This window comes from Parapedobacter sp. SGR-10 (genome assembly GCF_011030405.1).
Classification (GTDB): Bacteria; Bacteroidota; Bacteroidia; order Sphingobacteriales; family Sphingobacteriaceae; genus Sphingobacterium.
On record NZ_JAAJTJ010000004.1, the window covers coordinates 164471 to 188579 of the forward strand.

Annotated in this window: 20 protein-coding genes; 14 read left to right on the plus strand and 6 right to left on the minus strand. The window is 42.9% G+C overall.

What is annotated here, in order from left to right; genetic code table 11:
* Nucleotides 1-49: 49 nt before the first annotated feature.
* The 4 genes from G5B00_RS05620 to G5B00_RS05635 form a co-directional block, all read right to left on the minus strand.
* Nucleotides 50-844, minus strand: a complete 795-nt coding sequence (locus G5B00_RS05620; RefSeq protein ID WP_163872284.1) for a hypothetical protein — start codon at nucleotides 842-844, stop codon at nucleotides 50-52.
* Between the two features lie 8 nt (nucleotides 845-852).
* Nucleotides 853-1386 (minus strand): RNA polymerase sigma factor, encoded by a 534-nt coding sequence (locus tag G5B00_RS05625; RefSeq protein WP_205966912.1) that lies wholly within the window; start codon nucleotides 1384-1386, stop codon nucleotides 853-855.
* Nucleotides 1387-1467: 81 nt separating this feature from the next.
* Nucleotides 1468-1923: a tRNA (adenosine(37)-N6)-threonylcarbamoyltransferase complex ATPase subunit type 1 TsaE gene (tsaE, locus tag G5B00_RS05630; RefSeq protein ID WP_317168833.1), complete on the minus strand. Its 456-nt coding sequence runs from the start codon at nucleotides 1921-1923 to the stop codon at nucleotides 1468-1470.
* A gap of 9 nt (nucleotides 1924-1932) precedes the next feature.
* Entirely contained in the window at nucleotides 1933-3486 is a 1554-nt protein-coding gene (locus tag G5B00_RS05635) for a bifunctional response regulator/alkaline phosphatase family protein (RefSeq protein ID WP_163872286.1), read from the minus strand.
* A 285-nt stretch (nucleotides 3487-3771) separates the two neighbouring features.
* Here G5B00_RS05635 and G5B00_RS05640 point away from each other — a divergent pair, with 285 nt between their 5' ends.
* The 5 genes from G5B00_RS05640 to G5B00_RS05660 all read left to right on the plus strand — a co-directional run bounded on the left by G5B00_RS05640 (nucleotide 3772) and on the right by G5B00_RS05660 (nucleotide 8962).
* Complete coding sequence (locus G5B00_RS05640) at nucleotides 3772-5004, plus strand: HD domain-containing protein (protein WP_163872287.1); 1233 nt, start codon at nucleotides 3772-3774, stop codon at nucleotides 5002-5004.
* Between the two features lie 55 nt (nucleotides 5005-5059).
* Nucleotides 5060-6091: a UDP-3-O-(3-hydroxymyristoyl)glucosamine N-acyltransferase gene (gene lpxD, locus G5B00_RS05645; RefSeq protein ID WP_163872288.1), complete on the plus strand. Its 1032-nt coding sequence runs from the start codon at nucleotides 5060-5062 to the stop codon at nucleotides 6089-6091.
* 34 nt (nucleotides 6092-6125) lie between these two features.
* Complete coding sequence (locus G5B00_RS05650) at nucleotides 6126-7517, plus strand: bifunctional UDP-3-O-[3-hydroxymyristoyl] N-acetylglucosamine deacetylase/3-hydroxyacyl-ACP dehydratase (protein ID WP_205966318.1); 1392 nt, start codon at nucleotides 6126-6128, stop codon at nucleotides 7515-7517.
* A 7-nt stretch (nucleotides 7518-7524) separates the two neighbouring features.
* Nucleotides 7525-8319: an acyl-ACP--UDP-N-acetylglucosamine O-acyltransferase gene (gene lpxA, locus G5B00_RS05655; protein ID WP_163872290.1), complete on the plus strand. Its 795-nt coding sequence runs from the start codon at nucleotides 7525-7527 to the stop codon at nucleotides 8317-8319.
* Nucleotides 8320-8398: 79 nt separating this feature from the next.
* Nucleotides 8399-8962: an ATP-binding cassette domain-containing protein gene (locus G5B00_RS05660; RefSeq protein WP_317168832.1), complete on the plus strand. Its 564-nt coding sequence runs from the start codon at nucleotides 8399-8401 to the stop codon at nucleotides 8960-8962.
* A 20-nt stretch (nucleotides 8963-8982) separates the two neighbouring features.
* On the opposite strand, the gene dapF is transcribed toward G5B00_RS05660, so the two are convergent.
* On the minus strand, nucleotides 8983-9768 hold the full coding sequence (gene dapF, locus G5B00_RS05665) for a diaminopimelate epimerase (RefSeq protein WP_205966312.1): 786 nt from the start codon (nucleotides 9766-9768) through the stop codon (nucleotides 8983-8985).
* 210 nt (nucleotides 9769-9978) lie between these two features.
* Here dapF and G5B00_RS05670 point away from each other — a divergent pair, with 210 nt between their 5' ends.
* From G5B00_RS05670 to G5B00_RS05680, 3 genes are all read left to right on the plus strand, one after another.
* Nucleotides 9979-11526 (plus strand): Do family serine endopeptidase, encoded by a 1548-nt coding sequence (locus tag G5B00_RS05670; protein WP_163872292.1) that lies wholly within the window; start codon nucleotides 9979-9981, stop codon nucleotides 11524-11526.
* A gap of 137 nt (nucleotides 11527-11663) precedes the next feature.
* On the plus strand, nucleotides 11664-12224 hold the full coding sequence (efp, locus tag G5B00_RS05675; RefSeq protein ID WP_163872293.1) for an elongation factor P: 561 nt from the start codon (nucleotides 11664-11666) through the stop codon (nucleotides 12222-12224).
* A 76-nt stretch (nucleotides 12225-12300) separates the two neighbouring features.
* The gene (locus G5B00_RS05680) at nucleotides 12301-12873 is read left to right on the plus strand and encodes a 5-formyltetrahydrofolate cyclo-ligase (RefSeq protein ID WP_163872294.1); all 573 of its coding nucleotides are present in this window, start codon (nucleotides 12301-12303) and stop codon (nucleotides 12871-12873) included.
* 151 nt (nucleotides 12874-13024) lie between these two features.
* On the opposite strand, the gene gluP is transcribed toward G5B00_RS05680, so the two are convergent.
* Nucleotides 13025-14317, minus strand: a complete 1293-nt coding sequence (gluP, locus tag G5B00_RS05685; protein ID WP_163872295.1) for a glucose/galactose MFS transporter — start codon at nucleotides 14315-14317, stop codon at nucleotides 13025-13027.
* Nucleotides 14318-14557: 240 nt separating this feature from the next.
* Between gluP and G5B00_RS05690 the strand changes: the two genes are divergently transcribed.
* The 6 genes from G5B00_RS05690 to G5B00_RS05715 all read left to right on the plus strand — a co-directional run bounded on the left by G5B00_RS05690 (nucleotide 14558) and on the right by G5B00_RS05715 (nucleotide 24086).
* Nucleotides 14558-15574, plus strand: a complete 1017-nt coding sequence (locus tag G5B00_RS05690; protein ID WP_163872296.1) for a LacI family DNA-binding transcriptional regulator — start codon at nucleotides 14558-14560, stop codon at nucleotides 15572-15574.
* 394 nt (nucleotides 15575-15968) lie between these two features.
* Complete coding sequence (rbsK, locus tag G5B00_RS05695; protein WP_163872297.1) at nucleotides 15969-16904, plus strand: ribokinase; 936 nt, start codon at nucleotides 15969-15971, stop codon at nucleotides 16902-16904.
* Nucleotides 16905-16906: 2 nt separating this feature from the next.
* Entirely contained in the window at nucleotides 16907-17911 is a 1005-nt protein-coding gene (locus tag G5B00_RS05700; RefSeq protein ID WP_163872298.1) for a GRP family sugar transporter, read from the plus strand.
* 16 nt (nucleotides 17912-17927) lie between these two features.
* Nucleotides 17928-18959: a nucleoside hydrolase gene (locus G5B00_RS05705; RefSeq protein WP_163872299.1), complete on the plus strand. Its 1032-nt coding sequence runs from the start codon at nucleotides 17928-17930 to the stop codon at nucleotides 18957-18959.
* 38 nt (nucleotides 18960-18997) lie between these two features.
* Nucleotides 18998-22282 (plus strand): SusC/RagA family TonB-linked outer membrane protein, encoded by a 3285-nt coding sequence (locus G5B00_RS05710; protein WP_205966313.1) that lies wholly within the window; start codon nucleotides 18998-19000, stop codon nucleotides 22280-22282.
* Between the two features lie 10 nt (nucleotides 22283-22292).
* Nucleotides 22293-24086, plus strand: a complete 1794-nt coding sequence (locus G5B00_RS05715; RefSeq protein ID WP_163872300.1) for a RagB/SusD family nutrient uptake outer membrane protein — start codon at nucleotides 22293-22295, stop codon at nucleotides 24084-24086.
* Nucleotides 24087-24109: the final 23 nt, after the last annotated feature.

Genomic DNA, 24109 nt, shown 5'->3' on the forward strand with positions numbered 1-24109 from the left:
CAAGGATAATAGACAAATCAAGGATATTTTTAATACGAATGTTTTCATGTTATTTTCTTTTTTTGTTGCGGTTTTTTGCTAAAGGATTAATCAAATTTATCCGGATGGAACCCTCATCATCGGATTTAAAGCGGACTTCTTTTTTTGATTTGAGATCGATATTTTCAGACAATTTGTTCAAAATCGTCGTTATTACCGTACTTTCATTGGACGAAGAGCCTTCGTTTGCGGCATACATGCTTTCTTCCTCTTCTTCAAAAACAATCAGAGGCTTGATCGGTTCTACCTCCGTGACCTGCGTAGTAGGAACATTGGTTTGTACAAGATCCACTACATTTGCTAGCGTCGTTCCCGTATCCGTGGGAAGGTCGGATAGGGCTACAATCGAGGCTTTCCACTTGTGTCCAGAAGGGAGAACGGTGTTGCCTTGACTATCGTGAGGAGATTTGGATACCTTTTCTTTGGAGGCGGTTCTGTCTACCTTTGGCAGATCCTCTATAGCAGTCGGTACCGTTGCATTCGCTGAAGTATTCTCCGCTGTGACAGATCTCTCGATAGTTGGTTTGGTCATTTGTACAGGAGAATCTTTTTGTTTGCTGGCGGGCTGCTCGGCAATAATGTTTTCGGTAGGCTTACTCTTAAAAAGAAAGAAACCTATACCCAGTATAATAAGTATTGCTGCGGCATAGCTGACCCAATTGTATGCCTTGAAAAGGACAGGAATTGTTTTTTTGCTGTTCTTGTCCAGTTCCTTTTCAATATTTTGCCAGACGGCTGGATGTACTTCCTGCTCAGCGTCCTCAAAGGTTTGTCTGAATAATTTGTCTATGTCTTTATTTTCCATGGCCTCTTCTAAATTGCTGTTTTGACTAATTTGTTTTGCAACCATTGCCGTGCACGTGACAATTGTGATTTGGAGTTTCCTTCACTGATGCTCAGCATTTCGGCGATCTCTTTGTGCGAATATCCTTCTATAGCATATAGGTTGAACACAGTTTTGTAACCCAATGGCAATTGCTGGATTAAGGCAAGTAGTTCTTGATAGCCTGTCTGCTCCGTCCCGACAAGGCTTGATACGGATAATTGTATATCATCGATGTTCTCCATGTACGACCGCTTGTTTTTACGGTGCGTTTCGATGGCTGTATTCACCACAATTCTTTTGATCCAACCTTCCAAAGAACCTTTTCCATCGTACAGATAATGTTTGGTAAATACCTTGACAAAACTGTTTTGCAGAATATCATCCGCTTCCAACGAGGTGTGTGCATAGCGTAGGCAAACGGCGTACATCTTTTTCGCAAAATGATGGTATAATAAAGCTTGGGCTTTTCTGTCCTGCCTCGTGCACCGTTCCCATATATTGTTGATGGCCAAGCTATCCAATTTTTTGCTGTTTTTTATATTAACTTTATTAGGGAAGACGACGGCAAAAGATAATAGGTTGCATGGAGAGGAAAGAAAAATTTATTTTTTTTCGACAGTCATGAAACGGTTTTGATTTTCAGTAACTTCCATTTTTATTTTGACATAACTTGATGGCAGCAGATTGGCTATTTTTTCCGGCCATTCTACGAAACAGTAATTTCCCGAATAGAAATATTCCTCATAGCCCATATCGAAAGCTTCGGTCTCGTTTTTCAATCGGTAGAAGTCAAAATGGTATAAAGGGCCATGTGTGGCAGCGTATTCATTGACAATGGAAAACGTCGGGCTGGAAGTATGATCCTGTACGTCGAGTGCCTCGCACAAAGCGTTGATAAACGTTGTTTTTCCGGCACCCATATCTCCGTAAAATAGAAATATTCTTTCGTCGGGAAAGGTGCTTAGGATGGTATTTGCTATCGTGGGCAGTTCATGCAGGCTTTTTATTTCTATCCTCATGTTGCAAAAGTATAAAAAGTTGTGGAGGTGAAGGGTGATGCTACGTCTCTACTTTGGAATATACGTCGCATACGGGATGATCATTTCCTCTAAGGATATGCCGCCATGTTGGAATGTTCCGTTGTAATAATTGACAAATTGGTTGTAATTATTGGGATAGACGAAGTAATAGTCATCCTTGGCAAATACAAAAGTAGAACTAACATTGATCTTAGGCAACTGCGCCTCGTGTGGATTTTTGATGACGAAAACCTCTTTGTCGTTGTAATTGAGGTTTCGTCCCTGCTTGTACCTAAGATTTGTATTTGTATGACGGTCGCCCACGATTTTTGAAGGTTTTTTGACCCGAATGGTGCCGTGATCGGTCGTGATAATAATCCTTACTTTGCGTTGCGACAACCATTTAATGAGATCCAATAGCGGTGAATGCTCAAACCAGGAAATGGTAAGGGAGCGGTAGGCTGCTTCGTCATTGGCCAATTCGCGAATCATGGCCATGTCTGTACGTGCGTGTGATAACATATCTACAAAATTGTAGACAAGGACATTAAGATCGTTTTTGATGAGCCTGCCGGCATTTTCCAAGGCCTCTTTGCTCTGTTCCAAGGTCAATACTTTTGTATAGCTGTGCTTGATCTCGGGCCTGTAGAGCCGCTTGATCTGGTCGGCGAGAAAAGTGTCTTCGTGCAGGTTTTTGCCCCCTTCATCATCGTCATTTTGCCAGAGCGAGGGAAAACGCTTTTCCATCTCCAGGGGTGTCATACCACTGAAAATGGCGTTGCGAGCATATTGGGTTGCTGTAGGGAGGATGCTGTAATAGCAGGTTTCTTCCTCCAACCTGAAATAGTCGGTCACGATATCGTTGATCTGTTTCCATTGGTCATACCGTAGGTTGTCGATCAGGAAGAAGAATGTCGGATAATCTGTGCTTAGACTCGGAAAAACTTTCTTTTTGAAGAGTTGATGCGACAATAGGGGGGCAGTGTCTGGATTATTTATCCATTGGAGATAATTCCGCTCGATATACTTGGAAAACAGTGTGTTGGCCTCGGATTTCTGTGTGGTCAATATCTCGTGCATGCTCTCGTCTTCGAGCTTTTCCAATGAAAGCTCCCAATAGATAAGTTTCCTGTAAGCTTCGACCCACTCTTCGTAATTGAGATCATTGTTCATGATCATGCCAAGGTTGCGGAACTCCTGTTGGTAAGCCATAGAGGTCTTTTCACTGACCAACCGCTTGTTTTCCGTAAATTTTTTTATAGTCAGCAATATTTGCTTAGGGTTCACAGGCTTGATCAGATAGTCGTCTATCTTGGAGCCAATGGCATCTTCCATCAGGTGCTCTTCTTCGTTTTTGGTCACCAACACAGTCGGTATAGTCGGGTTGATGGATTTTAAGATATTCAATGTCTCGAGACCAGTCAATCCGGGCATATTCTCATCCAGAAAAACAATATCAAAAGGTTCATTCTTAAAAGCTTCTACGGCATCATTGCCATTATTCACGGTAATGACCTTATAACCTCTCTCTTCCAGCAGCAAAATATGAGGTTTTAAAAACTCAATTTCGTCGTCAGCCCATAAAATATGTGTTTTCGCCATAGAAATACTTTGTTTGTCGTTTGTCATTCTGAACGAATGGAGAATCACGAAGTGCTCATCGAAGATAATCTATTCGTTGCAAAGTTTAGTCTTGTGTATTTATTTTGTGATGTAGGATAAAAATACTATTTTTAAAGGAAATACCTTGTTCGTGCTAAAGAATAGGCCCGATTTTTAACATAAATTAACTGCAATGTATGTATCTTTGCGGCTAACTTAGTATATCCGTTTTTTTGAACTTTTATGGAATAGCATATAGGCTAAGTTAGCTATAAAAAACTGCCCTTGAACAAAAAGAAAATAATCAATGATCCTGTGTACGGTTTTGTTTCGATACCGTCGGGGTTTGTTTTTGATCTGATCCAACATCCTTATTTGCAAAGATTGCGGTATATCAAGCAGGTCAGCATGACGCATCTGGTCTATCCAGGGGCATTGCACACGCGTTTTCAGCATGTCATGGGTGCGATGCACTTGATGCAGTTGGCTATCGACACCTTGCGTTCTAAGGAGGTCTATATATCGGAGGAAGAGGAGGAAGCCGTGCTTCTTGCTATCCTGCTGCATGATATAGGGCACGGGCCGTTTTCACATTCCCTGGAACATACGCTTATCGAAGGCGTATCGCACGAGCAAGTGTCGCACTTATTGATGGATAGGCTGAATAAGCAGTTTGATGGGAGATTGAATCTGGCTATTACCGTTTTCAATAATGAATATCCCCGGAAATTTTTGCATCAGTTGGTGTCGAGCCAGTTGGATACGGATCGTATGGACTATCTGAATAGGGATAGCTTCTTTACAGGAGTATCAGAGGGGGTGATATCCTTCGATAGAATTATCAAGATGCTGAATGTGAAAGATGATGAGTTGGTGGTGGAGGCGAAGGGGATTTATTCAGTGGAGAAATTTCTGATAGCCCGCAGGCTTATGTATTGGCAGGTCTATCTACACAAGACAGTGATTGCGGCAGAGCAAATGTTGATCAAGGCTTTGGCTCGGGCAAAAGAGTTGAGCAATACAGGAACAGCACTGTTTGCAACGCCGGCTTTGCAACATTTCTTGAATAATAGGATTACTTCCGAGGATTTTGCATTGCACGAGGAACACCTCGAATGGTTCACCAAGTTGGACGATAATGATATCATGTCCGCACTTAAAGTCTGGGCCGATCACGAGGATTTCATCTTGTCTACGCTGTGCAGAAAACTCTTAGGTCGGGATCTGTTCAGGACGGCTATGCGCAACGATTGTTTTGATTCGGAGGAGATCAAGCATATCCGGTCCAGGGTCAAGGATCGTTTTGGGGTAGATGATACGGAGGTCGACTATTTTGTGTACACACAGATCATCCGCAACAGTGCGTATGACGCCGAACGGGATCCGATCCGGATATTGAACAATAAGGGTGAACTTGTCGATATAGCTGAAGCTTCTGACCTTTCAAATTTGGAAGCATTGGCCAGGAGTGTTGAAAAACATACGGTAACCTATCCGAAAGAGATTGGAGTCATTTAAAAAGGAGAATTAAAGATTAATTTTTTATTAAGAAAAAATATACATTTGTAAATTAATGCAATTTTCAGCCGAACAAATAGCCGAGTTGTTGAATGGTAAGATCGAAGGAAATCCTCATACCACGGTTACCCATTTGTCCAAAATCGAGGAGGGTACGGAGGGTAGTCTTTCGTTTGTCTCTAATCCAAAGTACGAGCAATATCTTTATTCTACGCAGGCTAGTATTGTTATCGTAGACGAATCATTGCTTTTGCAGAAGCCTGTCCAGGCGACATTGATTCGGGTACAGAATGCGTATTCGGCTTTCACTACGCTGCTGAAGATTTATTACGGCTTTAAAACAGAACGTACAGGAAGGGAAGGCGAGCATTTTATCCATGAGTCGGCACTGATAGGAGAGGGTGGATACATAGGAGCGTTTGCTTATGTGGGCAAGAATGTACGTATCGGAAACAATGTCCGGATTTTTCCCCATGTATATATAGGAGATGATGCGACCATCGGAGACAATTCGGTATTGTATCCTCATGTGACCATATACTACGACTGTGTGGTAGGGCGAAATGTCATTATACATGCGGGGGCAGTTGTCGGTAGTGATGGGTTTGGGTTTGCTCCCCAAAAAGACGGTTCCTATGACAAGATTCCGCAAATCGGAAATGTAATTGTCGAAGATGATGTGGAAATAGGTGCCAATACGGTCATTGATCGTGCGACAATGGGCTCGACGGTCATACATAAAGGGGTGAAGCTGGACAATTTGATACAGATAGCCCACAACGTAGATATCGGTGATCATAGTGTGATAGCAGCACAGACGGGCATCTCGGGGAGTACCAAAATCGGTAAACAGGTGATTGTCGGCGGTCAGGTCGGTATCGTAGGGCATATCAGCATAGCTGATGGAAGCCAGATACAAGCCCAGTCGGGGGTAAACCGCAGTATCCTGATTGCCAATGCAAAATGGGGGGGATCCCCATTTGCACCGTATACGAGCGAGCTAAGATCACAAGTCGTGTATGCTAAGCTTCCCGAATTGGAGAAAAGGATTTTGGAACTGGAAAAGAAATTAAAAAACCAGGAATAAACTACTATAAATTGAACCATACAATATGGAAGAAATGAATGCCAAGCAAAGGACAATCAAGAGAGAGATTTCAATTTCGGGAATAGGGTTGCACACCGGTAAATCGGTAACATTGACCATCAAGCCTGCTCCCGAAAATCATTGGTTTAAATTTAGACGTGTAGATTTGGAAGATCAGCCGGTCGTGGCTGTAGATGCGGACAATGTAACGGATACTTCGCGTGGAACGACTATTTCGGAGAATGGAGCTTCTGTCAGCACGATAGAGCATTTGATGGCTGCATTGGTGGGTCTGGAAATAGACAATGTTATTATTGATATTGATGGTCCTGAAGTGCCGATTTTGGATGGAAGCTCAGCTGTATTCGTCGAGAAATTATTAGAAGCAGGGTTTGCAGAACAAGAAGCTGATAGAGATTTTTACGAAATTAAGGAGAATATCCACTATGTAGAGCCTGAGCGTAAGGTTGAGATTGTGGCCATGCCTTTGGATGGTTATCGCTTGACCTGTATGATTGATTTCAATTCGCCCGTATTGGGTAGCCAACATGCTTCCATCAGTAAGATAGACGAGTTCAAGAAAGATATTTCTTCTTCGCGGACATTCTGTTTTTTGCATGAATTGGAAGCTTTGGTAAAAAATAATTTGATCAAAGGTGGCGATTTGTCCAATGCTATCGTTATAGTGGACAAAGAAGTGAGCAAGGATGAGCTTGACAAGCTCCAAATGCTGTTTAACAAAGAAGTAACTGTAGCGGATGAAGGCATCTTGGACAACATTCAATTGCGGTATCAAAATGAACCCGCACGACATAAACTGTTGGATATGATTGGAGATCTGGCATTGGTAGGACGACCTTTGAAGGGGCATATCATGGCTGCAAGGCCAGGGCATGCCGCTAATGTGGCGTTTGCCAAGCGTGTCAAAAATCAAATCAAGCGGGACAAAAACAAGAAAAAGATCAATACCTACGATATCCATGCCAAGCCGGTCTATGATACGGTACAGATCATGAATATTCTTCCCCACCGTCAGCCTTTTTTGATGGTGGACAAGATCTTGGAACTGTCAGAAACCCATGTAGTGGGTTTGAAAAATGTAACCATGAATGAAGATTTGTTTATGGGACACTTTCCCGGAGCTCCGGTATTTCCGGGCGTCCTACAGATTGAAGCTATGGCACAGACCGGAGGTATTCTGGTGTTGAATACAGTGCCGGATCCCGAAAATTGGCTGACCTTGTTTCTGAAGATAGAAAATGCCCGCTTCAAGAACCAGGTGCATCCGGGGGACACCTTGATATTCAGCTGTGAACTGCTGGAGCCTATCCGAAGAGGGATCGCCCGTATGAAGGGTGTGGGGATGGTAGGTGAGAAGATTGTGAGTGAAGCCGAACTAATGGCTCAAATTGTCAAAGTAAAATAAATAATAAATGATACAACCGTTGTCGTATATCCATCCGGAGGCTCGTATAGCGCCCAACGTGGTTGTCGAACCTTTCAGTACCATACATAAAGATGTGGTCATAGGGGAGGGCACCTGGATAGGATCCAATGTCACCATCATGGATGGTGCCCGAATTGGCAAGAATTGTAAGATATTTCCCGGTGCCGTTATTTCCGGTGAGCCTCAGGACCTTAAGTTTGAAGGTGAAGTGACAACGGTGGAAATCGGGGATAACACTACTATTCGAGAATGTGTAACCATCAATAGGGGGACGAAGGACCGCTACAAAACAGTCATCGGAAAGAATTGTCTGATTCAGGCTTACAGTCATATTGCACACGATTGTATTGTCGGTAATAACTGTATTTTCTCTAACTCCAGTACGTTGGCCGGTCATATTACCGTAGGGGATTATGTGGTACTGGCCGGTTTGGTTGCCGTCCATCAGTTTTGTAAGATAGGTTCACATGCTTTTGTGACAGGAGGTACACTGGTACGTAAGGATGTGCCACCGTTTATCAAGGCTGCACGAGAGCCTATTTCGTATGCAGGTGTCAATTCGGTGGGGCTGAGACGCAGGGGATTTACACCCGAACAGATCGCCGAGATCCAAAATATCTATCGGGTACTCTTCGTACAGCACCGTAACTTGAGCAAGGCTCTGGATCTGGTGGAGGCTGAGTTTGCCGCTACCGAATTGCGGGATGAGATCCTGGCTTTTGTGCGAAATTCCGATCGTGGGGTCGTAAGAGGGTTTAACCAAGGAAAAATCAGTGTCTAAATCTAACAAAGCGCGCTTATTGAATATAACTTTACACAATCTAGGTAGAAGGTTTGATCAGGAATGGGTTTTTAGAAACATGGATTACACCTTCTCTTCTCCAAAAAAATATGCAATCCTGGGGCCGAACGGCTCGGGAAAATCGACTTTATTGAAAACGATTGCCGGTCAGTTGTCGCCGAGTGACGGGAAGATAGCATACCATGTATCGGACGGTCGTGAAGTCCATGTCGAGGATGTTTATCAACATTTGTCTTTTGCTGCCCCTTATATTGAATTGATCGAGGAGTTTACACTGGCAGAAATGCTGGATTTTCATTTTCGGTTCAAATCGTTGTTGGTAGGTTTTGATAAGGCGGCCGTTTTGTCTTTTTTGAATATGGATCGCTCTGTAGACAAACCGATCAGATATTTTTCATCAGGTATGAAACAAAGGGTCAAGCTTGCTTTGGCTTGTTTTTCGGAGTCGGATATCGTATTGCTAGACGAACCAACGAGCAATCTGGATGCTGAAGGAGAAAAATGGTATCTCAAATTGATTGATCTGACCTGTGCATCCGAACGCTTGCTTTTCATCGGCTCCAATCAGGAGAAAGAATATAGCTTCTGCGATGAAAGTATCCAGATTTTGGATTATAAGTAGAGACGCAATGCATTGCGTCTCTACAGTATATTGATTTCACCCTCAAACACAAACTGTGCGGGGCCTTTCAGATAGACTTGGCTAAATCGATTGCCTTCTTTTAGAAAAGAGATAGTAAGCTGCCCACCGAGTACACGTATCGGCATTTCGATGGAGCCCTCACGGTTTTCGTGGATAGCCATAGCCATAGCCGCAGCCGTAGCTCCGGTGCCACAAGCTAATGTTTCATCTTCTACCCCTCTTTCGAAAGTTCGTACAAAGTACCCTTCGCCTTCCTTTTCCACAAAATTGACGTTGATCCCTTTTTCTCTGTACCGCTCGTTATTGCGGATAGCTTTCCCTTTTTCATACACGGCATAGCGAGCCAGATCTTCTACTAACGTGATGTAATGTGGAGAGCCCGTATTGAGAACGAAAGCCTCTCCATCTTTGTCCACTTGCTCCACGTCGATCATACCCAGATTGACTTGGTCACCGTGAATGGAGGCTTGGTGTTTGCCGTCTACTGCCAAAAAGTCAGTTTTTTCATGGGTAATGCCAAGATCTCTGGCAAAAGCCACTATACACCGTCCTCCATTGCCACACATGCTCCCTTCCCGGCCGTCAGCATTGTAATATACCATTTCAAAATCGTAATTTTCTGCGTCTTGGAGCAGCATGACACCATCGGCTCCTATCCCAAACCGCCTATCGCAAAGCCGATGAACCAAATCTTCATTTTTCCGGTCAAAATCCCCCTTTCTGTTGTCAATCAGAATAAAGTCATTGCCGGCCCCCTGGTATTTGTAAAATTTTATTTTTTGCATGATAGACTTGAAAATTTGCTTGAAATTCTATATTCTTGTTACAGTTGCCGGTCCTTTTGTTAAATCTTGTTAAAAGCCTGTCGAAATTATTTAGAATTAACAAATTTTAACTGACAAAAGTTGTGACAACGTGCCTGATGGTATTACATTTGAACTAGTAATCCCGATTATTATTAACAAAGGTATATATTAAAATAGCAAAAATAAAAAATGAAAAAAATAGGTCTAACATTGTTGACAGCTGTTTTAGGAGGTGTGATAGCTGTAGGGGGGTATAAGCTCTTTGAAAATAAACAGCTGGACAATATGTCTTTTGAAGAAAGACAAAAGGTACATTATGCCAATAATCCGGAAAATGAGATATTGTCTTCTACAGGCAATCCGGACTTTACACAAGCGGCAGCAGCTGTTTCGCCGGGTGTCGTTCATATCAAAGTGACCATGACAAGGCGAGGCTCGCAACGTGGTGGTGGAGGTTCGCCATTCGATATGTTCGAAGAGTTTTTTGGGATGCCTCAACGTAGGCAGGCACAGCCTAGGCAAGCACAAGCTTCGGGTTCAGGTGTGATTTTGACGCCGGATGGATATATCGTGACCAATAATCACGTCGTGGATGAAGCCGACAAGATTGAGGTGCAGCTGACAGACAAACGTACTTTTGAAGCAAAAGTAATAGGTAGAGATCCGAATACAGATCTGGCCTTGTTGAAAGTGACAGCCTCGAACTTGCCTATTGTCAAGATGGGTAATTCTGACGATGTACAGATCGGCGAATGGGTGTTGGCCGTAGGGTATCCTTTGAGCTTGCAGTCTACGGTCACGGCAGGTATCGTCAGTGCCAAGGGACGCCAAATCGGTATCCTGGGTGAGACTCAGCAACAACCTAGAGGCTATGGATATGGCGAAGAACAAGCAATCGTCAATACAGCGATCGAATCGTTTATCCAGACAGATGCGGTTATCAATAAAGGGAATAGTGGTGGAGCTTTGGTCAATGCACGAGGCGAACTGATCGGTATCAACTCGGCGATTGCTTCTCCGACAGGGGTGTATGCAGGTTATGGATTTGCTATTCCGATCAATCTGGCCAAAAAAATATTGGATGACTTCAAGGAATTTGGAAGCGTGAAACGTGGTTTCGTGGGTATTACCTTTAACGAGATCAGTGAAGGTTTGCGTAAAGAGAAAGGTATCGATGATATCAATGGACTGTATGTACAGAATGTCGTTAAAGGTGGCGGAGCTGAAGCAGCAGGTATCAAAGCAGGTGATATCATCAAAAAGATCGATGGCCGTACGATCTATTCTTCTTCCGATCTACAGGAAAGAGTGGCTAGACTGCGTCCGGGCGACAAGGTAAAATTGACCTACAAGCGCGATGGTAAGGAAAAAGAAGTAACCGTCACCTTGAAAGGCGAAGAAGCTAGCAAATCTTCTTCGGGCGATGAGTCGACAAGTGCGAGTGCAACCGAAATCTTTAACAAACTTGGAGCAAGTTTTATCCCTGCTACAGATGCACGCAAGAAAGAGTTGGGCATCAATTCCGGTGTCGTCGTGACACAGGTGCATAGAGGCGGTGTATTCGAGTACTTTGGTGTGGAAAGAGGTTTGGTCATTACGGAAGTGAATGGTAGGCCTGTCAATAATGTGGATGATGTAGAAGCGGCATTGGCCAATACAAAACGAAACATCGTGCGTATCAAAGGTGTACCGGAAAGAGGTAGTACCGTAGAGTTTAACGTACCGATAGAGTACTAGTTTGCTTTAGGCTATAAGCTGTAGGCAATAGGCATAATTAAAGCCTATAGCCTACGGCCTAAAGCTTATCGCTTTTTTCTTTTGACTTCGCGCGAGTTTTCATATTTTTGTGCCAACAAAAGTAAAAACAAATAGATATGGCTAAAGCTTCAGAGGTAAAAACCGGAAATGTACTGCGTTTTAATGGCGAATTGGTTACGGTAGAAGAGTTTATCCACCGTACCCCTGGTAACTTGCGTGCGTTTTATCAGGCAAAGATGCGTAATGTGAAAACCGGAAAACTGGTTGAATATCGTTTCCGTGTGGATGAAGCTGTAGAAATTGCGCGTGTGGAGACCAACGACTACCAATATCTGTATGAAGATGGTGATTTTTTTGTTGTAATGGACAACAACACGTATGAGCAGTTCAATATTCCTAAGTTTTTGTTTGGCGATACGGCGCGGTTCTTGAAGGAAGGTATGAACGTGATCGTGGCTTTTGAGAGTGATGAGCCTATAATGGCTAATGCGCCTAAAAGTGTTGAATTGGAAATCACCTATACAGAGCCTGCTGTAAAAGGTGATACATCAACCAACGCTCTAAAAAAGGCAACCTTAGAGACAGGTGTAGAAATCAATGTTCCATTATTTATCAATCAAGGTGATAAAGTAAAGATTGACACGGAAAGCGGTAATTACGTCGAGCGTGTGAAATAATAAAGTTTTTGGTTTAGGTTGATTATTCGGTCTTGTCAGCTTCCTGCGGCAAGGCCGTTTTTTATTACATTTGTTTATGACCAAGGGAGATCTTCGGAAACTGTATAAGCAAAAACGGATGGCACTATCCCGTGCCGAATGTCAAAAGATGGATCAGTTGATATTCGAATATTTGCTTTCGCTGGATTGGAGTGATTGTAGGTATCTGCATGTCTATCTTCCTTTCGGCAAATTCAATGAGCCGGATACGTCCCTGCTGATCGAATGGATCAGAACAAATTATCCCCATATCCACCTTGTCCTTTCGCGATCTGATATACAGCAGGGGACAATGACTAATTACCTTTGGGATGAGCACACAGAACTTGTGATGAATACATGGGGGATCTTAGAGCCTATTGCCGGAAAAATGCTGTCGGAGGATCTCATCGACATGGTATTGGTACCTTTGCTGATCGCAGATAAAAAAGGAAATAGGGTAGGGTACGGTAAGGGTTTTTACGATCGGTTTTTGGCACAGTGTAGGTCAGATGTCCGCACTATTGGGTTGAGTTATTTTGAGCCTGTGGATCATATTGAGCCTGTAGATCCGTGGGATATTGCTTTGCAATATTGTGTTTGTCCGAGCGGGCTATATGTTTTTGAATAAAAAATAGACTATTTTAAAAGCATTGTCATTCTGACGATAGGAAGAATCTAAAAAATATATAATTGTGTATCAGATGTTTCCTATCGTCAACATGACAAAAACGCATCTATCAGAACTTTGGAGACAGTCTCCTGTTTTTATCAGATATTGATTATATTTTCTTGCCTATAGTATGTCCTTTGGTTGCAAAATATAGAATATATAAATACGCTGGAACTACGGCATACAAGAAAGCATGTTGGAAATCAATACCAACCTGATCTTTTAAATAACCATATACCAATGGCCATATAGCCCCTCCGGCAATACCCATAATCATAATAGCCGAACCGGTTTTGGTAAAGCGTCCAAGACCTTTGATACCTAGTGGGAAAATGGCCGGCCACAACAAAGCATTGGCGACACCCAATAAAGCGATGAAAATGTACGATGTCAAACCAGACGTGAAAGTGGCTGTAACAGTAAAGATAATACCTACGATTGTACACACCCTCAAGGCCGCTTGTTGGGATACGATTTTAGGAATAGTGGCAATACCGATAAAATATCCTACTAGCATGCAGCCTAAGGTGAATGCCGTTCCATATTTGACAAAGAACGAAGGCAAGCTTAATTGATGGCCATATGTGCCGATAATGTCACCGGCCATGACCTCCACAGCTACGCAAAAGAAAATGGCCAAAGAACCTAAAAAAAGGTGAGGAAATTGGAAAATACTTGTTTTCTTTAACACATTTTCATGCCCTTCCGCTATTTCATCTTCCTTATCCACATCGACTTCGGGCATTTTTGCTAGTTTTATTACAGCTGCAAAGATAAACATCAATATAGCCAGAACGATGTATAGTGTGTCCACACGGCTTAGTAAAGAATTCAAAAGAGCATCGTGTTCAGGACCGGGAGGCAGTGATTGGATTTTTTGTGAAATTTCTTCCGAACCTTTTAAAAGGATACTGCCTAGAATAATAGGTACAATAATGCCGGCTGTCTTATTAAAAACACCCGCTACAGCTATACGTTGAGCAGCACTTTCTATGGGACCGATGATACTCAGATACGGGTTTACTGCAGTCTGTAGCAAGGCCATTGCTGATCCTTGAACGAATATTCCCAATAGAAACAAGACATAACTACCTTGGTGTGCAGCAGGGATGAATATCAAAGAGCCTAAGCCCAATAAAATTAAACTAAATATGAGGCCATTTTCGAAGCCGGTTTTCTTGATAATTACGGAGCTTGGCAAAGCAAGAAAGAAGTATGCAATGTAAGAAGCAAATAGCACAAAGAAAGCCTGCAAATCTGACTCGAGACTGAATGCTAGCTTAACGAACGGGATGAGTGCTCCGTTAGCCCATGTAAAAAAGCCCAAGATAAAAAAGAGTGCACAGCATATAATCATGGGGAGCAAAGCCGTTCTCTTTGAATTTTCTAATGAATTTGTCATTGTTGTTTAAATGAGTTCTCTATTTTGAGGTTTAGGATTTTAATTCTAACTACAAGACTAATAAAATTATTTGATATTCCGAAAGAGAAAAATAAATCAACCGATTGCGGTTGGGGAGAGGTTTGGTATATTGATTTTTATTGATTGTGGGATAGGGCAAACTGTTGTTTACCCATATATATTTTGTCCTATAGGATGAAAGATATTTCGCCCCTACATTTATTTGTTTTATTTTAGGGCATGGATTTCGGACATGTTACGATCAAGACTTTAGCCAATATTACGGGATTTTCTACAACTACCGTTTCTAGGGTGCTGAATGGAACGTACAAAAAATATAGAGTGAGTGAGAAAACAGCTGTTATCATTCATGCGGAAGCTAAAAAACTTGGTTATATCCCTAATCAGGCAGCAGTCAATCTGCGGTTGAAAAAGAATCAATCCATCGGCTTGATTGTGCCAAGTCTGGCGAATCCTTTTTTCTCCACCATTGCCAGTATCATCAGTAAGGCTTTTTACAATAGGAACTATTCGGTGTATATGATTGATTGTGACGAGAACCAGCAGATCGAAAAGGAGACGATCAATAAGATTTCGGCACAGAATCTGGATGGCTTGATCGTGATACCCTCTGGCAATGAATACGATCATTTGGAGAGGATTATTTCCATCAAACTTCCAACTATTTTTATAGATAGGTACTTCGAAGACCTGTCTATACCTTTTGTTTCTACAGATCATTTTCAAGGCGCTTTATCGGCTGTAGAACTACTCGTAAAAAACGGGCATAAAAAAATAGCCTGCATACAAGGTAATCCAACTGTCATCTCCAGTACCGAACGTGTGAAGGGATATAAAGCCGGTATAGAAAAATATGCTTTGGATTTTGAGTACGTCGGGGGGCATGAGTTTACGCAGCAAGCTGGTCATGAAGAGATGAAGCGTATACTGGAATTGGAAGATAGGCCGACGGCTATCTTTGCGTTGAGTGATACCATTTCGTTAGGGGTATTGGAGGCCTTGAAAGAAGGAGGATATCATATTCCAGAGGATTTTTCTCTGGTGAGCTTTGACAATTCGTTGTACCTGGATTACCTCGAATGCCCAATTACGAGTATAGCGCATCCGGTCGAGAAAATCGCGGAGAGAGCCGTAGAGCTACTGTTTGAAAGTATGGAAAATGTATTGTCGGTGCAGGATTCCAGTTTGTTTGCCCCAAAATTGATCGAACGTGATTCTATCAGGAAGTTGTGTTAGCTATTCTTTATTTCGCCCTCTATACCAATAACTTCATTTTCAATATTTTCTATAGCAAGGTAGAAGTAAAGCTCTATAAAGACGCTATAAACCATCAATTAACTTAAATGAAATTCATGTAATTATTACTTCGATAGACTAGTTGTATCAAAGTACAAGAAGAATAACCGTGTTATACTATGGATGGAAAATCGAGTCAGATGGAATGTTGGCTGTAATTGAAGGCAGTTTTTGTTACGGTCTCACAGCGATTGCACTAGGATTAAGAGAGATTTGCATATCTTTTTGAAAAAAAATAAAAAAATATTTTGTGTATAAATATTTTCTCCTTATTATTGCGATAACGTTTGCGCAATGCGCCAATTATAAACATCAAATATCATAGAGGAAATATATGTCTAAATCACGTATTATTGTTGTAGGTAGCTCGAATACCGATATGGTTGTCCGAACGGATCGTTTTCCGAAGCCGGGAGAAACTATTTTGGGTGGAGATTTTTTTATGAACCAAGGCGGTAAGGGAGCCAATCAAGCCGTAGCTGCTGCCAGATTGGGAGGTGATGTACTTTTTGTGTCCAGTGTAGGCGATGATGTTTTTGGAAAAACAGCCTTACAGTCTCTGCAAAAGGAGGGAGTGGATGTGGGATACACACGTATAGACAAGGATAGCCCTTCGGGTGTCGCTGTCATTACAGTAGACCGGAATGGAGAAAACAATATCGTGGTAGCTCCGGGAGCCAATGGATCATTGTTGCCCAGAGAAGTACAGCACGTCGAGCATCTGATCGAAGAAGGCAGTTTTATTCTTATGCAATTGGAGATTCCGATCCAGACTATAGAGTATATCATATCCAAATCTGTAGATAGAGGAGCAAAGGCCGTTTTAAATCCGGCTCCTGCGCAATCGTTATCGCAAGCTGTATTGACTAAAGTCTATCTGTTGACACCCAACGAGGAGGAAGCTTCCCTGTTGACCGGCACGGCTGTTTACGACGTCGCCACCGCTCAAGCGGCTGCGAAAATCTTGACCGAAAAAGGCGTAAGAAATGTGGTCATCACGATGGGAGCGAAAGGTGCCCTTGCCCTGTTCGAGGGCGAATACATCTATGTAGAGGCGCAGAAAGTGACGGCATTGGACACCACGGCTGCCGGAGATGTGTTCAACGGCGCATTGGTCGTAGCCTTGAATGAAGGACAACCTATTGAAGAGGCCTTGGCATTTGCCAGTCAGGCATCGGCAATATCTGTTACACGTTTGGGTGCGCAATCGTCATCGCCATATCGATACGAACTAAAAAGTCTTTATCAAACTACACAAAATCCATTATAACTATGTTTATCGTACACGATTATTATCAGGCTGTTTTTTTCTGTGTCATCACGATGCTCTGCTGGGGATCATGGGCCAACACACAGAAACTAGCCAGTAAAAACTGGCGTTTTGAATTGTTTTACTGGGACTATGTGCTGGGGATCTTAATTTTCTCGTTGTTGAGTGCCTTTACGCTGGGAAGTATGGGGCAGGAAGGCAGAAGTTTTATTGCCGATCTGCAACAGGCGGAATGGAGTAATATAGGGAGTGCTATCCTCGGTGGAATTGTCTTCAATGCGGGAAATATCCTGCTTTCGGCAGCTATAGCGATTGCAGGGATGTCGGTGGCTTTTCCTGTTGGTGTGGGTATCGCATTGGTGTTGGGTGTGATCATTAACTATATCAATACGCCAAAGGGAGATCCTACACTGCTGTTTATCGGTGTGGGACTGGTTACATTGGCGATTTTGGTCAATGCCTGGGCATACAAACTCAAAAACAAAGGTAAAATTGACAAAGCCAATACCAAAGGTATCGTGCTAGCTGTGCTGGCGGGTGTGCTGATGGCTTTCTTCTATCGGTTCATAGCGGCTTCGATGGATCTGGAAAATTTTGTCTCCCCCGAAGTCGGGAAGATGACGCCCTATACGGCTGTGTTTATTTTCTCCGTGGGGATACTGTTGAGCAATTTGCTTTTCAATAGTATTCTGATCAAAAAGCCTTTTGTCGGCGAACCAACAAGTTATGCGGCTTATTTCAAAGGTAGTTTCCGTACGCACCTGACCGGGATATTGGGGGGCATGATCTGGGGTCTGGGCAATTCCCTCAACCTGATTGCAGCAGGCAAGGCCGGACCAGCTATTTCGTATGGGTTGGGACAGGGGGCTACATTGGTGGCTGCACTGTGGGGTGTGTTTATCTGGAAAGAGTTTAAGGGTTCTCCGGTCAATGTGAATGGCAAACTGGCGATGATGTTTGTGCTGTTTGTGGTGGGTTTGGCGTTGATTATTGTGGCGGGGGAGTGATAAAGAGGTTATGACAATGAAAAATATAGTATTAGCAGTTTTTATTTTGCTCGGTCAGGTTGTCCTTGGCCAACAGCATGCACATCCGTTTTATACGGAGGGTAGGCTCAACGTAATTCTGGATACCGATATGGGCAACGATATCGATGATGCGCTGGCCTTGGATATGTTGTATAAGTATGCAGATCAAAATAGAATTCATCTGTTAGCTATCATGAACAACAAGGAGTCAGATTATTCGACACGGTTTATCGATATGATGTCGACTTGGTATGGCTATAAGAAGATTCCGATCGGCCGGATTGAAAAGGGTGTGTTCATCAATGACTACGTGGATTATAGCAAGAATATGGTGGAGTATAACGATACCGCGAAATTATACAAATACTCGCTCAAAAAACACGATAAGTTACTGCCGGCACATGAGCTTTACCGCAAAGTGCTGGCCAAGGAACAGGATTATTCCGTCGTAGTCATATCGGTCGGTTTTTCGACCAATCTTGCTAGACTGCTGGAATCAGGACCGGATAGATATTCGCCATTGAGCGGCGCAGAACTGGTCGCAAAGAAAGTCAAATACCTTTCGGTCATGGCAGGCTCTTTCGGTGAAAAAAAACGTGCCGAGTTCAATGTCATCCATGACCGTCCTGCAGCCCAATATGTGATAGCCAACTGGCCTACGGGTATTGTGCTGTCTCCGTTTGAAGTGGGTGCTAAAGTGATCTATCCGAGTAAGAGCATAGAACAGGACTTTGGATGGGCGGTCAACCATCCTTTGGTAGATGCTTATAGGCGCTACCGGCCGTTTCCGTACAATAGACCGACTTGGGATCTGACTTCGGTGTATTACACTGTAGAGCAACAGGGAAACCTATTGAATATTTCTAAACCGGGTAAACTGACGGTGGATGAAAAAGGCTTTACGCATTTCTCGGAACAGGCGGACGGCAAGCATTATGTATTGTCTATTACGGAGGGCAATGCAAGGCTGTTGAAAGACTATTTTGTAGACTTGATTAAGCAAAAACCAAAGAGGTACCGGAAGTAATATAACACTATTTTGGAACATTTAACCATTTGATTATTATGAGATCTATCAAGGCATTGATTTGGACGTATGTCCTTAGCTTATTTTCGATGAATTTAGGCTTTTCCAATAATTTTGCTGAAATACGACAAAGTGTTCAGCAAAAGATCATCACGGGAACAGTTGTAGATGTGAATAACCAACCGCTTGCAGGAGTCAGCGTGTCAGAAGTTGGTGGGCAGACATCACAGACCGATCGGAACGGAGATTTTAGATTACAATTAACCGATCAAGCCCGATCTATTCGTATCCACGCTATCGGATACCAAGAGCAGGTCATCGATCTCACGGGTGAGTCTGTCTATCGCGTGACCTTATTGGAGAAGACGGGCACGCTGGATGAAGTGGTGGTCATAGGGTATGGTACCCAACTCAGAAAAAATATTGTGGGAGCAGTTTCAAACCTTTCGGGGGAGGTTCTTGAGAATAGACCCAATGCTTACTTGCTACGGTCATTACAGGGACAGATACCTGGAGTCAATATAACAATGGTGGACGGTAAACCCAGTCGAAGTGCAACTATTAACATTCGTGGCAATACGCAGTCCATTGGGGCAGGAGGTTCTGCTTTGACATTGGTGGATGGGGTCGAGGCTGATCTGACCGCCATTAACCCGGAGGATGTGGAAAGTATCTCTGTATTGAAAGATGCGTCATCGACGGCTGTGTACGGAGCCAGAGGGGCGTTTGGGGTAGTATTAGTCACCACTAAAAATGCCAAAACAGATAAGGTGTCGGTAAATTATAGCCCTAGTTTTAATATTTTTAGCCAAACGGTACGGCCACAGTTCGAAACTGATCCGCAAATATGGTACGATAATTACAAGTTGGCACATGTTTCTTATGCCCATCGGCTGCCGACAGGTATCAACAACTTTTTTCCGTGGTCCCAAGCTTGGGAGGATGAGTTTAAGAAGCGTGTAAACGATCCCGATCAAGGATATTTGGATTGGGATATCAATAGTAACGGCGTCTATCAATATTATGGTTCGACCAATTGGTACGATGAGTTTTACAGAGATTATACCTATGGACAACAGCACAACTTGAATATTTCAGGGGGTTCGAAAACAGCTGATTTTGTGGTGTCATCCCGATTTTTTGATCAGCAAGGAATTTATAAGATAGGTGATGAGAAGTTTAAACAGATTAACTTACGTGCGAAAGGGAGAGTAAATATTACAAAGGGCATCAGACTGGAAAACAATACGGATTTCATCCGAAGGAATTACCATCAGCCTAATGGAAATCCAAACGATCTGACAATTCCTCGCCTTCTTGAACACCAAGGGTTTCCGGTAGCAAAAATCCGTAATCCGGATGGGTCTTGGACAGCGGCAGCTGTATATACAGGGTATGCACCCATGGCCGAAGGCAATAATTACAGGGACAATTTCAAGTTCGATATCAAGAATAGCACATTTTTGACAGTAAATATCATTGATAAAATACTGGAATTTAAAGCCGACTATTCCTACTTGTATAATCATTCAAAGCGGATGGATGTCGTGAATTCTATCAGCCATTCCAATATTCCCGGTATTAATCTGACATACCCACTGGTAAGTTCTTTGGATCAAAGAGAATACGAGACCGAGTATCAGGTCGCTAATGCATCCATCAACTTTACACCAAGAGTATCCGAAAAGCATTATTTAAACTTCTTAGCGGGTTGGAATATAGAAGAAAAAACGTATTACTCCACACAGATGATGAGAGATGGTCTTTTGAAAGCGGACAAACCAAATTTCTCATTGATGGATGGAATAAACTTAACACTTCAGGACCGGGGAAGCTATTCCTGGGGATTTAATGGTATATTCTATAGAGCGAGCTACAATTATAAAGGGAAGTATTTAGTAGAAGCGAGTGGTCGATACGATGGAAGTTCTAAGTTCCCGACAAACCAGCAATGGGGATTTTTTCCATCCGCATCTGTGGGATGGCGTATGTCCGAAGAACCTTTTATGAAAGAGATTTCCTGGTTGGATAATCTGAAATGGAGGTTTTCAATAGGCGCGGCAGGTAATGGTAATGTAGAACCTTATCTGTACATGGCTATGATGGATATCAACAAATCAACAGGGGTGTTGACAAATGGTACAAAAGAAGCCAATACTTCGGCGCCGGTTCCTATGCCGGAGAGTTTGACCTGGGAAAGATCGGCGACTAAGGATTTGGGGCTTGACATTGACTTATTTGGTGGCCGGTTCAATTTTGTAAGTGATATTTATGAAAAGAAAACAACCGATATGTTTGTGGTCGGTGAGGAGATTCCTGCTGTAGCCGGATATTCAGCCCCTAAAGGTAATAATGCGGACATGGTGACCAGAGGGTTTGAGGTATCGCTGGGGTATAAAGATCAATTTAAAGTAGGGAATGATGATTTAACCTACAATTTGAGGTTTTCATTGTGGGACAGTAAATCTAAGATCACAAAGTATACAAGCAAGACAAATACGTTGCCTACACTATATTCTACTGCCTATTATGAAGGTATGACGTTGGGTGAAATATGGGGTTATACGGTTGATGGTTTGTTTGCCACGGATGAAGAGGCTCAGGATTGGGGGGTACGTGCGCAGTCCCGGACTTTTTGGAGCGGTGACAATGTCAGCTGGAATGCAGGAGATTTAAAATTTGCTGATTTGGATGGAAGTGGCGAGGTGGATAATGGGAATAATACATTGGATAATCATGGGGATTTGAGAATCATCGGTAATGCTGAGCCACGTTATCATTTTGGATTCAATGTAGGCGGACGTTATAAAGGCTTTGGTATCTCTGCATTTTTTCAGGGGATCATGAAGAGAGATTGGTATCCTGCCGGTGAGTCGGGCTTCTTTTGGGGGCAATATAACCGGACGTATGGTTTTAGCTTACCTTGGCAGAATGCGGAAAGATGGACGGAAGAAAACCCGGATCCCAACGCATATTGGCCTCGTTTGAGAGGTTCGCTGGCAGCATCCGGCAGAGGTACACTTCGTGCGGCAAATGACAGATATCTCCAGGATGCACGATATACAAGACTAAAAAACCTAACGGTAGATTACAGCATTCCCGCAAGTATGTCCAAAAAGATGCATCTACAAGCACTACGTATCTATGTCTCCGCCGAGAATCTATTCTTCTGGTCTCCGTTGAAAAAATATGCTAAAAACTATGATCCGGAGCAAATCACAGCGGGGGACTCGGATTATAACGCAAGAACAGGTACAGATGGCCAAGGCTATGGATACCCACAGACAAAGAGTGTTTCGTTGGGTCTTAATGTTTCATTTTAAAAATACAGATATGAAAACAAGAAATTATTTCACCGTTTTTTTAGCTATACTCGTGCTGAACTCCTGTAAGGGACTTCTGGATCATGAACCGATAAGTTCTATTTCAGCAGAAGAGTTCTTTGATTCTGAAAATGCCCTTAAAACCTATACAAATGGTTTTCTGACAAGATACCTGCCTTCGGTCGAGACACTTACCCGAGGAGACCAATTTAGTGATGTCGTGGTCACGACCCAGACAGAGGCATTTTTGCGCCCCGGCTATAACGCTCTATCAGCAAATAATTGGACGACATCGCATTGGGCACAGCTACATAATGTAAATTACTTTTTAGCGAATATGCACAAGGCCTCGGAGTATGTGCCCGAGTCTATTATGAAACATTACGAAGGGGTAGGGCGGTTTTGGAGAGCATGGTTTTATTGGGATAAAGTAAAGATGTTTGGTGATGTACCGTGGTACGATCAGCCTATCGATGCCGATGACGAGGGGCAGCTTTATAAAGGAAGAGATCCAAGGGAATTTGTGATAGGCAAAGTTTTGGAGGATCTGAACTTCGCGGTTAACAATTGCTCGGACGACAGTAAATTTGTTGACAAAAATGTCATTAATAAATATGTGGCATTAGCCTTAAAATCTAGAATCTGTCTCTATGAGGGTACGTTCAGAAAGTATCACGGCGTAGCAGATAGTGAGCTTTGGCTAAGGGAAAGTCTTGCAGCCAGCGAAGAACTGATGAACAATAGCCCGTATAGTTTAGTCAATATTGTAGGCGAAGAAGATAAAAATTATGGGAAGGTGTTCAAAAGTTTAAGCCCACAATATCAAGAGGTCATTCTTTCCAATGAAATGAATCTGGAAGAAGGTAGGGTGCACGATGCCTCATGGTATTTTGCTTCGGGAACGGCTGGCCAACGAAATTCTGTGACTAAAGCGTTTGTGAATATGTACCTCAACCGGGATGGTTCTCGCTATACAGACCAAGTTGATTATAATAAAAAAGTCTTTTATCAAGAGTTCCAAAACAGGGACTATAGACTGGGGCAGTCTATTATTACCCCTGCATACCGCAAGAAAGTTGCCGGTGTGGAGACCAATGAGTTTGCAAAAGTATTTCCGGGTCTGGGAGCCCAGCTGACTTACTATAGGATAATCAAGTGGAATATGGATGACGACGCTTATGAAAGCAATACGAGCAGCTTGAATTCGCTGAGTGTTTTTCGTTTTGGGGAAGTTCTGTTGAACTATGCGGAAGCTAAGGCCGAGCTGGGTGAAATGTCTACGGCCGAATGGAACAGAAGTATTCGACCATTGAGAGAAAGGTCTGGAGTGAACGGAAGAGAGCCTGATAATGCTGACCCTTATCTGCAACAGTATTATGACGGACTATCGGACAAATGGATTCTGGAAGTTAGACGAGAAAGAGCGGTAGAGATGCTTTCGGAAAATCTCCGTAGGGATGATCTTATGCGCTGGAAGATGGGGCATAAACTGATCGTCGAGATGGCGGGTATTTACATCCCCGAGGTCGGAAAGCCTTTCGACATGAACGGAGACGGCGTGAATGACATTTGTTTCTATTCGACTACTATTCCCCGCCCTAGCGCGACGGAAAGTACAGTGACTTATGTACAGATCACGGCACAGGTAGGCGATGCTGCTACTACATTTGGTCTGAACGCAGACAATTGTTTGGTGTATAGGCTCGAAAGAATCTGGGACGATAAGATGTATTTATATCCTATACCCCAGGTGGCCAGGAATATCAATCCTGATTTGGGACAAAATACAGGATGGGAAAATTAATTGTCCAATATAAATTATATAGC